Below are 13673 nucleotides of genomic sequence, written 5' to 3'. Positions count from 1 at the left end.
GCCGTACGTTGGCACCGCCCTGCAGGCGCACGACCGTAGACCCCCGCTTCCCTGGAGGCACCCCCTCATGAGTCCACACCCCACGCGACGGCGGCGGACGAAGCTGCCGATCGTCCTCGGCCTCGCGGCCGTCCTGGGCGTCGGCGGCGTCGCCCTCGCGACCGGCGGCACGAGCACCGGTGGCCTCACCGCGGCCACCGGATCGGCCGACACCGCGTCGGTCAAGGCCGCGTTCCGCTCCGTCTCATCGTGGGACTCCGGCTACACCGGCCAGTACACGCTGACCAACACCGGCACCGACACCGTGCACGGCTGGGACCTGTCCTTCGACCTTCCGGCCGGCGCCAAGATGACCAGCCTGTGGAACGGTGTCTCCCACCAGGACGGCAGCCACATCACGGTCAAGAACGAGAGCTGGAACGGCGACATCGGGCCGGGCCAGGCCCGGCAGATCGGGTTCACCGTGGATGGCAAGGCCGCGTCCCCGACCGCCTGCAAGGTGAACGGAGACTCCTGCTCGGGCGGCGGCGCCCCCGCACCCTCGCCCACGCCGACCAAGACCCCGCCCACCACGACGGAACCGCCGACGACCACCCCGCCGTCCTCCTCCGCAGGCGGGTTCGCGCCGTACGTGGACGTGGGCCTCTACCCGCCGTACGACCTGCCCGGCGCGGCGGCGAAGACCGGCGTGAAGACGTTCAACCTGGCGTTCATCGTGGCGGGCGGCGGGTGCACCCCGAAGTGGGGCGGCTCCCAGGCGCTCGGTGACAACGAGGTCGCCAAGAAGATCGACGCGCTGCGCGCGGCCGGCGGCGACGTCCGTGTCTCGTTCGGCGGCGCCAACGGCACCGAACTCGCCGGGGCCTGCGGTGACTCCGGCCAGCTCGCCTCCGCGTACAAGCAGGTCATCGACACGTTCAAGCTGAAGAAGGTCGACTTCGACGTCGAAGGCGCCGCCATCGCCGACCAGGCGGCCAACACCCGGCGCGCCCAGGCGATCGCGTCACTAGAGAAGCAGGTGTCGGGCCTGGACGTGTCGTTCACGCTGCCGGTCCTGCCGTCCGGGCTCACCCAGGACGGCGTGAACCTGCTGAAGAGCGCCAAGCAGAACGGCGACTCGGTCTCGGCCGTCAACATCATGGCCATGGACTACGGGGACGGCCAGGCCCCGAACCCCAGCGGCAAGATGGGCGACTACGCCATCCAGGCGGCGACGTCCACCGAGACCCAGGTACGCGGCGCGCTGGGCGTGAGCGACGCGTGGAGCAAGATCGCCGTCACCCCGATGATCGGCGTGAACGACACGAACACTGAGGTGTTCACGGTCGCCGACGCCAAGAAGCTCGCGGCCTTCGCCAAGCAGAAGAACCTCGCCTGGCTCTCCATGTGGTCCGCCACCCGGGACAAGCCTTGCCCCGGCGGCCCCCAGCAGTGGGCGAGCGCGACCTGCAGCAGCATCGCACAGAACGAGGGCGACTTCGCCAAGGCCTTCACCGGCTGATCCTCTGAGCTCCCCGCTCACGTGGCGGGCCGTGCGGCGCGGCACGGCCCGCCACGTCATGCGTACGGGCACACACGGCGGTCACCGGCGAGCCGGTACGGACGGGACCGGGATCGCCTGGCGGGTGCACCCGGCGGTCACCGGCGAGCCCGTGCGGACCGGCCGGGGATCGCTTGGCGGCAGCGCCCGATCAGTGGGCCATCGCCGCCCGCAGACACTCGCGATGCGCTCGGGCCGTGGCCATCAGCCCGTCCAGCGCGTCCCGGGTCCGGATGAGCTCGGTGATGTGGTCGGAGAGCCGGTCCCGTTCCTGCGCCATCCGTTCCAGCGCGGCATCGGAATTCTCCTCGCTGGGTGCGTCGACGCACGGCAGCAGTTCGATGATCGTGCGGCTGGACAGACCCGCGGCGTACAACCGCTGGATGAACGTGACCCGCTCGACATCGTGCTCTGTGTAATGCCGCTGCCCGCTGGCGCTGCGGGTGCTGGTGAGCAGCCCCTGCTCTTCGTAGTAGCGCAAGGACCGGACGCTGACTCCGGCCCGTGACGCGAGCTCCCCGATGCGCACGTCGCCTCCCGTTGTGAACCGCGACACAAAGCTTGCCTCTGACGTCAATGTCAGGTTCTAGCGTAACCGCTGTGCCCGAGATCCGGGTGTACGGCCCACGAAGGAGCCCCGACGTGACGACCCTTTTCAGCAGCCATCGGCTCGGCGGTCTGACGCTGCCCAACCGGGTGGTGATGGCCCCGATGACACGGGTACGGGCCGCCGCCGGCGGTCTGGCGACGCCGTCGATGGCGACGTACTACGCCCAGCGAGCGACGGCCGGCCTGATCGTGTCCGAGGGCGTGCAGCCGAGTCCGATCGGACAGTCCAGCCCGGGTACGCCGGGGCTGCACACGGATGAGCAGGTCGCCGCATGGCGACCTGTGACCGCCGCCGTGCACGCCAACGGCGGGCGGATCTTCGCCCAGCTCATGCACGGCGGACGCGTCTCGCACCCCGACACCATCGGCGTGCGGCCGGTCGGCCCCTCGGCCGTCCCCGCCGTCGGTGACGTGTTCACCCCGACCGGACTCCGGCCCGCACCGACGCCACGCGCCCTGGACACCGCCGAAGTCCCGGAGCACGCCCGGTCGTACGCCGAGGCCGCCCGCCGCGCCGTCGACGCCGGCTTCGACGGCGTGGAGCTGCACGGCGCCAACGGCTACCTGATCTCGCAGTTCCTCTCATCGAACGCCAACCTGCGTACGGACGGCTACGGGGGTTCGGTGAGCAACCGGATCCGGTTCGCCGTCGAAGCGGTGTCCGCGACCGTCGAGGCCGTCGGCGCCTCCAGGACCGGCATCCGGCTCTCCCCGGGCGCGACGTTCTGGGGCGTCGAGGAGAGCGATGTCCCCGAGCTCTACGCCGCCCTGCTGGCCGAGCTGGCCCGCCTGGATCTCGCGTACGTCCACATCGAGGCCACCACCGACGAAGAGGCGCTGGTCGGCCTGCGCCGCGCGTGGCCGGGCACCCTCGTCATGAACCCGGTGCTCCCGATGGGACCGAAGCAGACCGGACGGGACGACGCCGACCACTGGCTCGGGCTGGGAGCCGACCTCATCAGCTTCGGCCGCGCCTTCATCGCAAATCCCGACCTGGTCGAACGACTGCGCACCGGACTCCCGCTCGCCCCCGTCGACGAGGCCACGTACTACCAGGGCGGTGACGCGGGCTACCTGACCTACCCGGCGTATCAGCACGCCGCCTGAAACGGGGTCAGTGCCCGACGGTCACGACGATCTTGCCGAGCGCGTCGTTCGCCTCCATGCGCCGGTGCGCGCCGGCGATGTCGGCCAGGTCGAAGGTGGAGTCGATCGCCGGGGCCAGGGCGCTGTATGTGGCGCGCCGCGGTCTGTATGTGCGGTGCCGCCGCCCGCGGGCAGCGGACGGCGGCGTCGGTTGTCGTCGTGTGCCGGCCCCTTCCTCACCGGCCGATGGACGCCCAGAAGCCGCAGCGGTGCTCACGGCCGAGGTCGACCGGCCGGATGCCACCGGAGCCGGGGGCGAGCGACAGGACCCGCTCCGCGCCCGGGACCGAACGCGCCCACGCCGGCGCTCCGCCGCCGTTCGGGTCGCCGGTGCGGGCGAACCTGGTCCAGTACCCGATCATCTGATCGGACAGTCGACGCTGCTCCGCCGTGAGCGGTCCGTGGAACTGCGCGTCGTGGAACAGATACTGCAGCTCCGAGGCGTGGAACGCGCCCGTCGGGAACCCCGGCGCGGGGGTGTCGCCGAACCACGGTGCGTTCTCGTCGGCGAACTCGTACGCGTAGGTCGGCACCCGCGTGCTCAGCGCCTGGTCGGCCTGGCGCGCCGTGCACGCCCAGCTGTAGTCGGTCCAGACGGTGGCCAGCGCCGTGCTCGCCGAGCCGTACTTCGCCACCGGGTAGGCGGCCAGGACCTTCGCCGCCTTCTCCTTGCCGAAGTAGCCCTCGATCTCGCTCCGGTAGTCCGCCTCGGTGGTCGCGTGCCCGGTGAAGTACTCGAGCGCGGCGACGAACGTCCGGTGCTCGTCGCGCGTGGTGCCGTGGATTACGGGCACCTTCGCGAACCGTCCCGTCGCCAGCGCCGTCGCCGGGTCGGTCGGCAGCACGCCGCCGCCGGACACCGGCCCGAACCCCTGGCCGCCGTCCGAGGCGTCCAGCAGAGCCGGGACGGGCTTGCCGCGCAGGCAGGCCGCGACGTCCGCCGCGCCGGCGCAGCCGAGCTTCGCCGCGACCGACGCGCCCTGCCGTTCGGCGTCCGCCCGCGGCCGTACGAGCCAGTTCCCGTCCTTGTACGGCCACTGGGTCGTGAGGGCGCAGGGGCCGCTCTGCGCGATGGCGCGCTGGAACAGCCCGGCCGAGGCCGGGGCGGCCAGATGCGAGCAGACGCTCATGCCCCCGGCCGACTCGCCGAACAGCGTCACCTCGCCCGGGTCCCCGCCGAACGCCGCGGCGTTCCGCCGGACCCAGCGCAGCGCCGCCTGCTGGTCCTCCAGCCCGAAGTCGCCCGACAGCCGCCCGCCACGGTCCAGCGACGGGTGGGCGAGGAACCCGAAGACGCCCAGCCGGTAGTTCAGGGTGACGACGACCGCGTCTCCCTTGGTCGCCAGGCGCTCGGCCCCGTACAGGTCACCGGAGCCGGAGTAGAAGCCACCCCCGTGAATCCAGACCATCACCGGGAGGCGCCGCCCGCTGGTGCGCCGGGGCGTGGTGACGTTGAGGTACAGACAGTCCTCCGCCACGCTCGGCGCGTCGCCGAGGAAGCCCGCCGTCTGCGCGCACGCACTGCCGGGCCGGGTCGCGTCCCGCGTCCGCGTCCACGACGTGACGGGTCGCGGTGAGGTCCAGCGCAGGGGCCCCACCGGCGGCGCGGCGTACGGGATGCCCTCGAACGACCGGTGGTCGGCCGCGACGACGCCCCGTACGGGCCCCTCTGCGGTCCGCACCACCGCGGCGTCATCGTTCCCGGCGGCCATCGCCGGCACCGCCGTCCCGGTGAGTGCGACGAGGCCGAGCCCGGCCGCACCCGCCACGGCGACCTTGCGTGCCCTCGGTCTCGCGCGGTCTCGTTGTTCTGACATGAACGCCACCTCCACAGTTCGCGATCGGCGTTCATGACTCTGCGGCAGGGCGCCCGCGAAGTCAGTGGGCCTCGGTCCCGTTTCGCGGACGCCCTGCCATCACCGTGATGGTGCGTCCAACACCACCCCGTGGGCGTGGCGCGCATCCCGACGTACACGCGCCGGGCGCCGTCGGCCAGAGTGTGCGCAGGGCCGGAGACGCCATCCTGGCCGGGCCGTTGGGCCGTCCGGCCGTCCGGAGGGCGGGGGAGTGAAGATGCAGGATCCCGCCCGTAAATCAGGCGACATGCACCATGCCCACCAGGGATAATCAGCAGTATGTCCGATCCCGTGCGTGTCCGCGGCTCGGTCGTCATCCCTGACGCCGAGCTGCGCTGGCGTTTCTCCCGTTCGTCGGGGCCGGGCGGACAGCATGTCAACACCAGCGACACCGCCGCCGAGCTGTCCTTCGACGTGGCCGGGTCCGCCGCACTCCCGAAGCCGTACAAGGAACGCGCGTTGCAGCGCCTCGCCGGACGCCTCGTCAATGGCGTCATCACGATCCGCGCCGAGGAGCACCGGTCGCAGCTGCGCAACCGTGAGGCGGCGAAGGCGCGGCTGTCCGCCCTGCTCGCCGAGGCGACCGCCCCGCCGCCGAAGCCGCGCCGTCCCACCAAGCCGAGCCGCCGCGTCCACGAGCGCCGCCTGGAGAACAAGCGCCGCCGCGGCGACGTGAAGCGGGGCCGCTCCGGCCGCTTCGACGCCTGAACGTCCCGCTCCGTCCTCGGACCGATACCGGCGGTCCTACCTGCGGATTCACTCCGATTGCCAGATTGTCGGTGCCACCCGGCATCATGGTCCGGCCAACCCAAAAACCTCAGCTAGCCGCCCATGTGGGCGATTGATGATTGGAAGACCGAAGTGAGCACTCTGCCATCACCTGAGCTCGCGGAAGATCCACCGCAGGCACCTGCACCGCCGCCGGCCGGGCTCGATCGGGGCGTGCTCGCGGTCGCCATGGTCGTCGTCCTCGGCGCCATCATGTCGATCCTCGACGTGACCGTCGTCAACGTTGCGATCAACCACCTTGCCGGCGCGTTCAAGGCCCCGCTCTCCACCATCCAGTGGGTGGCCACCGGCTACACGCTCGCCCTGGCCACCGTCATCCCGCTCACGGGGTGGGCGTCGGCGAGATTCGGGACGAAGCGGCTGTACATGATCTCCATTGCGCTCTTCGTGGCCGGATCGGCGATGGCCGGCATGGCGTGGTCGGCCGAGTCGCTGATCGCCTTCCGCGTCCTGCAGGGCCTCGGCGGCGGCATGATCATGCCGGCCGGCATGACGATCCTCACCCAGAAGGCCGGGCCCTCGCGGGTCGGCCAGGTGATGAGCGTCGTCGGGATCCCGATGCTGCTCGGGCCGATCCTCGGACCGATTCTGGGTGGCTGGCTGGTCGACGACGTCTCCTGGCGATGGATCTTCTTCATCAACCTGCCGATCGGCGTCCTCGCGCTGTTCCTCGCCGCGAGGATCCTCGAGCGCGACACCCCGCGTCCGGGCGAACGCCTGGACGTCCTGGGCCTCATCCTGCTGTCGCCCGGTCTGGCGTCGCTCATCTACGGCCTGGCCACGGGCGCGCAGCACAGCGACTTCGGCCGGACCGACGTCCTCATCACCACGATCGTCGGCGCCGTGCTGGTGGTCCTGTTCACGCTCCGCGCGCTGACCGCCGCCAACCCGCTGATCGATCTGCGGCTGCTGAAGCGGCGCTCCGTCGCGGCGGCCTCGGGCACGATGACGCTCTTCATGTGCGCGTTCATGGGCGCCATGCTCCTGCTCCCGCTCTACTACCAGGCGGTGCGGCAGGAGTCCGCCTTCTCCTCCGGCCTGCTGCTCGCCCCGCAGGGGATCGGCGCGATGTTCACCATGCCGGTGGGCGGCAAGCTCACCGACCGGATCGGCCCCGGCCGGGTCGTCCTGATCGGCCTGGTCGTCGTGGTCGCCTCCGTGGCCGGCTTCACCGCGGTCCTGCAGGCCGACACCTCGTACTGGGTGCTCGGCAGCGTGCTGTTCGTGATGGGGCTCGGCATGGGCATGACGATGATGCCGACCATGGCGGCCGCGATCCAGACGCTCGTGCACGACGAGGTGCCCAAGGCCAGCACCATGCTGAACATCATTCAGCAGGTGTCCGCCTCCATCGGCACGGCGCTGATGTCCGTGCTGCTCGCGAACGCCCTGTCCGACAAGCTCGGCGGCCCGGCGGGCGGCGGGCTGTCCTCGGCCCAGAAGGTTCCGCCGCAGATCATGCAGAAGATCGTCGGTCCGATGGCGGACGCCTTCCAGAGCACCTACTGGTGGGCGGTGGGCCTGCTGGCACTGGCGTTCATCCCGGCGCTGTTCCTGCCCCGCCGCAAGCCGACCGGCACCTCGGCGGACACGCCGATGCCGATGCACTGACCCTCACTCAGCGCACGTCCCGGCCCCACGGTCTCGAACCGTGGGGCCGTCGTCGTCTCCGGCCCGGACGCCTACCTGGGCTGTTCGTGGCTACCGGTGTCCTCGGTCCGTGCGGAGTCGACCGGCGACGTGTCGAGGGTCGTCAGTTCCAGGTCGATGAAGGCGCCGATCATCGCGCGGTACGTGCGCTCGACCACGTCCGGCGTCGCGCCCAGGTCGGCGGCCGCGGCTCGTACCCGCTGGACGACCTGTTCCACGCGCTGCGGTGCTCGTACGGCGGTGGCGCTGGTCTTGAGGCGGCCGGCCCGGCGTACGAGGTTCTCCCGTTCGGCGAGCAGGGCGACGATCCGGCGGTCGAGTTCGTCGATCTCGATGCGGATCCCGTGGATCTCGTCGTGGGTCATGGAGAGGCTTGTCCTCTGGTCGGCTCCCGAGCGTGTGATCTCGGCCGACCTTCACCCAGACCTGCTCTGGAGTGGCGGTCTGGGAACGCGTGACGACAGGCCGCCTATGAGCGGCGCCACCAGGATGCGAGGCGAGTCATCACGCGCCGACCCTAGCAGGGCGATGATCTTCCGGGGAGTTCAGGTGATCTCTTCGGGACCGTACGCCCGGAGGAAGGTGTCGACCGCGGCCTCTGCCACGGCGCGCGTCTCCGCGGCGGAGGCCTGCCTCGTGCCGAGCGACGTGCGTGCCTCCATCGGGGCGGTGAGAAGTGCCAGGAGGTGTTCGGCGGCCTGGGCGGGTTCGCATCTGCGCAGGCGACCGGCGAGCGAGAGCCGGGCCAGCCGGTCCGCCAGCGCCTCGGCGAGCCGGTCCGACGTACGGCTCTGCACGGTTTCGATCATGTCGGGGAAGCGGGTCACCTGGGCGTAGGTCAGCCATCGCAGGGCGCGAGAGCGCTCGCTGCAACAGACGCGGAGCATGCGATAGGCCACGTCCTCCAGCGCCGCCCGCAGGTCGTCGCCGGGGTCGCGCAGCCGCTCCACGCTCGCCACGTTGTCGGCCGACACCGCGTCGGCCGCGGCCTCCATGGCGAGTCGGAACAGGGTCTCCTTGTCATTGAGGTGGTTGTACACGGTCGGCTTGGCGACGCCCGCCAGTTCGGCGATCTCCTGCACTCCGGCCTGTGAGTAACCCCGGCGGGCGAAGACGGTGAAGGCGGCGTCGAGGATCGCCTGCCGCTTGTCGATGCGCCCGCGCGCACCCTTTCGCCCGGTCGAGGCCGTCATTCCGGTCACGGGCGCACTCTATCGTGCGCGCCGACGACATCGAACCGATCAGATCAGTTCGTTGAACCCACTAGTAAATTTCTTCATGAGGAAACTATGGTGAACTCGTCGGTTCAGTACAGGTCGGGTGACCTGCGACGAAGGGAACGATGATGATCGTCAATCTGCTGCGGTTCAGCTTCAAGGAAGAGACCACGGAAGAACAGCGGGCCGAAGTGCTGGCGGCCATGAGGCGTACGGCGACCGTCGACGCGGCATCGTTCTCCAGCGTCGGCCAGGACCTTGGCGATCCCGCCGAGGGATACACCCACGCGTACTGCGTGGGGATCGAGGACCTGGCCGCCCTGGAGCGCTACTTGTACGACCCGGTGCACCTTGAGGGCGACTTCGGGATCCTGCTGCACCTCGCGCGACTGTCGGCGGTGCGCCTGTCCGACGACATGGATCCCCAGCTGGGCGGAAAGATCATGCGGATGCACCTGCGGAAGGTGGCGACCTATCCGGAGTGGGGTCGTCTCCTCGACGCGATCCCCGACGGGAGCATCCCCACAGACGCGTGACCCGGGATCAGCTCCAGTCGGCGGAGCGGACGGCGCGGAGAGCCGCCTTTCGCGCGTCGCCCTTCAGGGTGTCGACGTAGAGCCGGCCCTTGAGGTGGCCCGTCTCGTGCTGGAGGCAGCGGGCGAAGTAGCCGGTGCCCTCGACTCGCAGCGGCTTGCCGGTCATGTCGACGCCTTCGACGACGGCGTGGGCGTGGCGCGGGGTCGGGAAGCGGAGGCCGGGCAGCGACAGGCAGCCCTCGTCGTCCTCGATGGTCGCGCCGTCGGTGTCGATCAGCACCGGGTTGACGACGTGGCCGACGTGGTTGCGGCCGGCGTCATCGTCGCAGTCGTACACGAAGACCTGCAGGGAGACGCCGATCTGGTTGGCGGCCAGCCCAGCGCCGTCGTTGGCGTACATCGACGCGAACATGTCGTCGATCAGCCGCCGCAGGTCGTCGTCGAACGACCGTACCGGGTCGCATTCGGTGCGAAGCACGGGATCGCCCATGTAGCGGATCGGGCGTACGGTGCCCGCGCCGTCGCGTTGTCGTCTCACAGACTAGGACTGTAGATGATCAGGCCGGTGACCGGCCAACATCACCGGCCTGATCATCTCACTCCGCGTTATGGTCGCCGGCGGCAGGGAAGACCTGCACGTTGCGTTCCTGCGGCGGCTGCGGCTGCTGCTGCGGCGGCTGCGGCGGCTGGGCCGGGACCTGGGGCGGCGTCTGGGCCTGGTGGTGGCGGCCGGCCGGGGACTGCGGCGGCTCGGGACGGGCGGCGGGCGGGTCCTGCTCGCCCTGCGACCCGACGGCGTTGGCGACCATCTGCTCCAGCGGGCCGGCCTTCTCCTCCTGCTCCAGGAGCGTCACCAGCGTGTCGGTGATCTCGTTGAGCCGGGTAAGCGCCTGCGTGTGCTGCTTCGTCAGCTGGGAAAGCCGCTCGGTGGCGCCCTCGTTGATGACCGAGGAACGGCGCTCGGCGGTGGTGAGCGTACGTTCGGCCTCAGTGCGGGCGTCGGTGACCAGACTGTCCGCTTCGTTCTTGGCCGCGGACATGATGCGCTCGGACTCCTGCTGAGCCGCCGACAGCATGTGGCCGGCGTTCTCCTGGGCCTGGGCGACGGCACGCTCGGACTTGTTCTGGGCCTCGTCGACGACGCGCTTGGCCTCGTGCTCGGCCTCCTGCTGGATGTGGGCGACCTTGCGCTCGGCCTCACTCAGCTTCGACTGGGCCTCTTCTTCGGCGAGGTTGATGATCTGGCGAAGCCGCTCGCTGAGGTCGTCACCGGTGGGACGCCGGGCCTCGCGGACCTCGGACATCTCCCGGCGGGTGCGCTCGACCTCGTCGAGGGCGCGCGACAGCCGTGCCTCGAGCTCGCGGATCTGGTTGCGGGTACGGGCGATGTATTCGTCGACCTGACGGCGGTTGTAGCCGCGCATGACGATCTCGAACGTCTCTTCGCGGACTTCCTCGCGGAAGAGGTTCGGCAGGATCTCGGCTTCGTTGCTCATTGCCCTAGGGGGGTCGAAGGAACGTCTCTGACGACTCTCGGGGGTTCCCCTCTTTCGCGCAAGGGGAATGCGGCTACTCGCACGAATTCCCGTCCCATCGGTGCGGCAGCATGAGAGTCTTCCCAGATTAAATACCGCAAAATGTCGCTTTTGGGAAATATGACGCGCCGACCGGCCGGAGACAGTGCGGGATCCGGCCAGGGGATGGCGCGGTATCGGGCGGCGCGGTATTGGCGCGGACGGCGCGGCATCGGACGGGGACGGCGCGGCATCGGACGGGGACGGCGCGGCATTCGGCGCGGCGATGGGGCGGCATCCGGTGCGGGGACGGTGGCGCGCTCGCTTCTAGACTTGGCGACCGTGACGGATTTCTTCCACGGCACGCTCGGCGAGCACCGGCCCGACATCCACCCGGAGGCGTGGGTGGCCCCGGGCGCCGTCGTCGTCGGCCGCGTACACCTCGGCCGGGCGGCCAGCGTCTGGTACGGCTCGGTGCTGCGCGGCGACGACGAGGACATCATCGTCGGCGAGGAGTGCAACATCCAGGACCTGTGCTGCCTGCACTGCGACGCGGGCATGCCCGCCGTCCTGGAGGACCGGGTCAGCCTCGGCCACAAGGCCATGGTCCACGGCGCGCACATCGAGACCGGCTCCCTGATCGGCATCGGGGCGATCGTGCTGAACGGCGCGCGGATCGGCGCCGGCACGCTGGTCGCGGCCGGCGCCGTCGTCGGCCCGGGCAAGAAGATCCCCTCCGGGGTGCTCGTCGCCGGGGTTCCGGGCAGGATCGTCCGGGAGCTGAACGACGACGACCGGGCGGTGCTCGCCCACACGCCGGAGACGTACGTCCGCAAGGCGGCCCGGCACCGCGACGCCCACTGGGGCTGACGTCTGATCGCGCCAGCGAGCGCCCGGGCCAGGTGCGGCTGCAGGCTGGCGGCGACCGCCGTGACGACCTGGTTCTCGTAGTCGTGGTCGGACGCCTGCGCAGAATGACAACGTTTCTGCTAACAGATCGGATCTGAATGATTACTTTGGGTTGACGTTGCGGTCAGAGTGTCACTAACCTTCGAACGTGCGTTCAGTGCCGCGTCCCTTTTCGTCCCTAGCCGGTGGTCCCGCCCGTGGGTTCGCCGCGCCGTTCGTTGCTTTGGGTCCATCGGGTGTGGCGATCCGTGACCGACTGAAGGGCCTGACGCCGCGGGATGAGGAGGTGTTGCGGCTGGTGGGTGAGCATCTGGGTTCGCTGGCCTCCTCCGACCTGAAGACACGGTGCGCGGCCGGGCTGGATCACGACACCGGCCAGTGGGCGGATCGGAAACGGGCTTTAACCGGGGAGTCGTCGTCGCGGTGGGCGGGTTCGATCACCAAGGCCACGCACGACCAGTGGGCGCTGGCACGGCGCGGCCAACTCGCCTACATTCGCAGCCTCGAGGCCGGGATCGCCACGATCCTCCACCGGCTGTCCCTGCCGGTCGGAGAGAAGGGCACGAAGAAAGCACCGGGCGGCTACCGCGACGCGGATGAGTGGTTCGCCAAGACCCGGCGCTTGCGCCTGCTCCAGGACCGGCTCGACCAACAGCGGGCCGACCATGAGGCCGGGCGGGTCCGTGTCGTGCGCGGCGGTAAGAGGCTGCTGCGCACCCGGCACAACCTGGAGGCCGCCGAGCTCACCAAAGCCGAATGGCGGGAACGCTGGCAGGCGAAGCGCCGGTTCCTGGCCGCTGATGGTGAGTCCGGCAAGCGGTACGGCAACGAGACGATCCGCGTCACCCCCGACGGCGAGGTCAGCATCAAGCTCCCTGCGCCCTTGGCGCACCTGGCCAACACCTCACACGGCCGGTACGTCCTCGCGGGGAAGGTGTCGTTCCCGCATCGGGGTGAGCAATGGCGCGACCGCATCAGCGCCAACTGGGCCGTGGCCTACCGTATCCACGAAGACGTCCAGCGCGGACGCTGGTACCTGACCGCATCCTGGACCATCCCACCCGTCAAGACCGTCCCCTTGGAGACCGCGCGTGCTGGTGGTCTGATCGGCGTCGATACCAACGCCGATCACCTGGCCGCCTGGAGACTCGACACCCACGGCAACCCCGTCGGCGAGCCCCGCCGATTCGACTACGACCTGTCCGGCACCGCCGCCCACCGCGACGCCCAGGTCCGCCACGCCCTCATCGGCCTCCTCCGCTGGGCCGAACGGCACGGACTGGCCATCGCGATCGAAGACCTGGACTTCACCGGGGAGACAACCCGCGAAAAACACGGCCGACGCAAGGCATTCCGGAAGCTGATCTCCGGCCTGCCCGTGGCCAAGCTACGTGCCAGGCTGGTGGCGATGGCGGCCGAACTCGGCATCACCATCGTCGCCGTCGACCCCGCCTACACCAGCAAATGGGGCGGCCAGCACTGGCAGCGCCCCCTCACCACTGATCGACGCCCCGTCACCCGCCACCAGGCGGCGGCGGCGATCGGACGACGCGGCCTGGGACACCCGATCCGGCGACGGACGGCACCGCCCCCTGCTCACCAGAGCGATGAGCAGGAGCATCGGACCGTCCAGGCCGCACCAGGTGACCCGGGACGTGAGGAACCCCGCCCCCGCATCCCCGGACCACGACCACGAGCCGTGCCGCCCGGACGCGGAGCGAACGCGGGCAACCAGGACGCCCAACACCGTTCGGAGCGTCCGGCTGAGCACACCCAACTCATGCTCAGTCCTTAGGAACGGTCTCGTAGTGCCGTGACTGGGGCGAGGTGGTGGGCGGTCACCTGTACTCCGCGCCTTCGCCCGATCGCTTTCGCTCTCGATCGAAGATCTCCGGTACGGCGTTCCG

At 70.3% G+C, this 13673-nt stretch carries 14 protein-coding genes; 7 read left to right on the top strand and 7 right to left on the bottom strand.

The window, feature by feature from the left end; genetic code table 11:
• Positions 1-67: 67 nt before the first annotated feature.
• Complete coding sequence (locus AB0I04_RS22830; protein WP_360887594.1) at positions 68-1501, top strand: cellulose binding domain-containing protein; 1434 nt, start codon at positions 68-70, stop codon at positions 1499-1501.
• Positions 1502-1691: 190 nt separating this feature from the next.
• On the opposite strand, the gene AB0I04_RS22825 is transcribed toward AB0I04_RS22830, so the two are convergent.
• Positions 1692-2069 carry a MerR family transcriptional regulator gene (locus tag AB0I04_RS22825; RefSeq protein WP_360887591.1) on the bottom strand — a complete coding sequence of 126 codons (378 nt, stop codon included), beginning with the start codon at positions 2067-2069 and terminating at the stop codon, positions 1692-1694.
• Positions 2070-2182: 113 nt separating this feature from the next.
• On the opposite strand from AB0I04_RS22825, the gene AB0I04_RS22820 reads away from it, so the two are divergent.
• Entirely contained in the window at positions 2183-3256 is a 1074-nt protein-coding gene (locus AB0I04_RS22820) for an alkene reductase (protein ID WP_360887588.1), read from the top strand.
• Between the two features lie 7 nt (positions 3257-3263).
• Here the strand turns inward: AB0I04_RS22820 and AB0I04_RS22815 are convergent, their stop codons facing one another.
• Both AB0I04_RS22815 and AB0I04_RS22810 read right to left on the bottom strand, forming a co-directional pair.
• Positions 3264-3512 (bottom strand): zinc-binding dehydrogenase, encoded by a 249-nt coding sequence (locus tag AB0I04_RS22815; RefSeq protein WP_360887585.1) that lies wholly within the window; start codon positions 3510-3512, stop codon positions 3264-3266.
• Positions 3472-5112 carry a carboxylesterase/lipase family protein gene (locus tag AB0I04_RS22810; protein WP_360887582.1) on the bottom strand — a complete coding sequence of 547 codons (1641 nt, stop codon included), beginning with the start codon at positions 5110-5112 and terminating at the stop codon, positions 3472-3474. The genes AB0I04_RS22815 and AB0I04_RS22810 overlap by 41 nt, the downstream gene beginning before the upstream one ends.
• Before the next feature lie 318 nt (positions 5113-5430).
• On the opposite strand from AB0I04_RS22810, the gene arfB reads away from it, so the two are divergent.
• Together arfB and AB0I04_RS22800 are read left to right on the top strand one after the other, a co-directional pair.
• Positions 5431-5859, top strand: coding sequence for an alternative ribosome rescue aminoacyl-tRNA hydrolase ArfB (arfB, locus tag AB0I04_RS22805; protein WP_360887579.1), 429 nt, complete (start codon positions 5431-5433; stop codon positions 5857-5859).
• Between the two features lie 153 nt (positions 5860-6012).
• The gene (locus AB0I04_RS22800) at positions 6013-7551 is read left to right on the top strand and encodes a DHA2 family efflux MFS transporter permease subunit (RefSeq protein ID WP_360887576.1); all 1539 of its coding nucleotides are present in this window, start codon (positions 6013-6015) and stop codon (positions 7549-7551) included.
• A gap of 71 nt (positions 7552-7622) precedes the next feature.
• Here AB0I04_RS22800 and AB0I04_RS22795 read toward each other — a convergent pair whose 3' ends face one another.
• Positions 7623-7955: a chorismate mutase gene (locus tag AB0I04_RS22795; protein ID WP_360887573.1), complete on the bottom strand. Its 333-nt coding sequence runs from the start codon at positions 7953-7955 to the stop codon at positions 7623-7625.
• A gap of 180 nt (positions 7956-8135) precedes the next feature.
• Positions 8136-8783, bottom strand: coding sequence for a TetR/AcrR family transcriptional regulator (locus AB0I04_RS22790; protein ID WP_360887967.1), 648 nt, complete (start codon positions 8781-8783; stop codon positions 8136-8138).
• Between the two features lie 149 nt (positions 8784-8932).
• Here AB0I04_RS22790 and AB0I04_RS22785 point away from each other — a divergent pair, with 149 nt between their 5' ends.
• Positions 8933-9343, top strand: coding sequence for a Dabb family protein (locus tag AB0I04_RS22785; RefSeq protein ID WP_360887570.1), 411 nt, complete (start codon positions 8933-8935; stop codon positions 9341-9343).
• A gap of 7 nt (positions 9344-9350) precedes the next feature.
• On the opposite strand, the gene def is transcribed toward AB0I04_RS22785, so the two are convergent.
• The gene (gene def / locus AB0I04_RS22780; protein ID WP_360887567.1) at positions 9351-9881 is read right to left on the bottom strand and encodes a peptide deformylase; all 531 of its coding nucleotides are present in this window, start codon (positions 9879-9881) and stop codon (positions 9351-9353) included.
• A 58-nt stretch (positions 9882-9939) separates the two neighbouring features.
• Positions 9940-10839 carry a DivIVA domain-containing protein gene (locus AB0I04_RS22775; protein ID WP_360887564.1) on the bottom strand — a complete coding sequence of 300 codons (900 nt, stop codon included), beginning with the start codon at positions 10837-10839 and terminating at the stop codon, positions 9940-9942.
• A 360-nt stretch (positions 10840-11199) separates the two neighbouring features.
• Here AB0I04_RS22775 and AB0I04_RS22770 point away from each other — a divergent pair, with 360 nt between their 5' ends.
• Positions 11200-11727 carry a gamma carbonic anhydrase family protein gene (locus AB0I04_RS22770; protein ID WP_360887561.1) on the top strand — a complete coding sequence of 176 codons (528 nt, stop codon included), beginning with the start codon at positions 11200-11202 and terminating at the stop codon, positions 11725-11727.
• A 337-nt stretch (positions 11728-12064) separates the two neighbouring features.
• A complete protein-coding gene (locus AB0I04_RS22765) occupies positions 12065-13561 on the top strand; it encodes an IS200/IS605 family accessory protein TnpB-related protein (RefSeq protein WP_360887558.1) in 1497 nt (498 codons plus the stop codon).
• The last annotated feature ends 112 nt before the right edge of the window (positions 13562-13673 follow it).

Source organism: Actinoallomurus sp. NPDC050550 (genome assembly GCF_040655075.1).
Taxonomy (GTDB): domain Bacteria; phylum Actinomycetota; class Actinomycetes; order Streptosporangiales; family Streptosporangiaceae; genus Actinoallomurus.
The sequence above is the reverse complement of the archived record's forward strand: the minus strand, read 5'-3'. Positions and strand labels throughout refer to the sequence as shown.

What these genes read in the sequence shown, in the direction of transcription:
- AB0I04_RS22810 (WP_360887582.1), bottom strand. Translation starts at nt 5,112, where the DNA reads ATGTCAGAACAACGAGACCGCGCGAGACCGAGGGCACGCAAGGTCGCC.
- arfB (WP_360887579.1), top strand. Translation starts at nt 5,431, where the DNA reads ATGTCCGATCCCGTGCGTGTCCGCGGCTCGGTCGTCATCCCTGACGCC.
- AB0I04_RS22785 (WP_360887570.1), top strand. Translation starts at nt 8,933, where the DNA reads ATGATGATCGTCAATCTGCTGCGGTTCAGCTTCAAGGAAGAGACCACG.
- AB0I04_RS22790 (WP_360887967.1), bottom strand. Translation starts at nt 8,783, where the DNA reads ATGACGGCCTCGACCGGGCGAAAGGGTGCGCGCGGGCGCATCGACAAG.
- AB0I04_RS22775 (WP_360887564.1), bottom strand. Translation starts at nt 10,839, where the DNA reads ATGAGCAACGAAGCCGAGATCCTGCCGAACCTCTTCCGCGAGGAAGTC.
- AB0I04_RS22795 (WP_360887573.1), bottom strand. Translation starts at nt 7,955, where the DNA reads ATGACCCACGACGAGATCCACGGGATCCGCATCGAGATCGACGAACTC.
- AB0I04_RS22830 (WP_360887594.1), top strand. Translation starts at nt 68, where the DNA reads ATGAGTCCACACCCCACGCGACGGCGGCGGACGAAGCTGCCGATCGTC.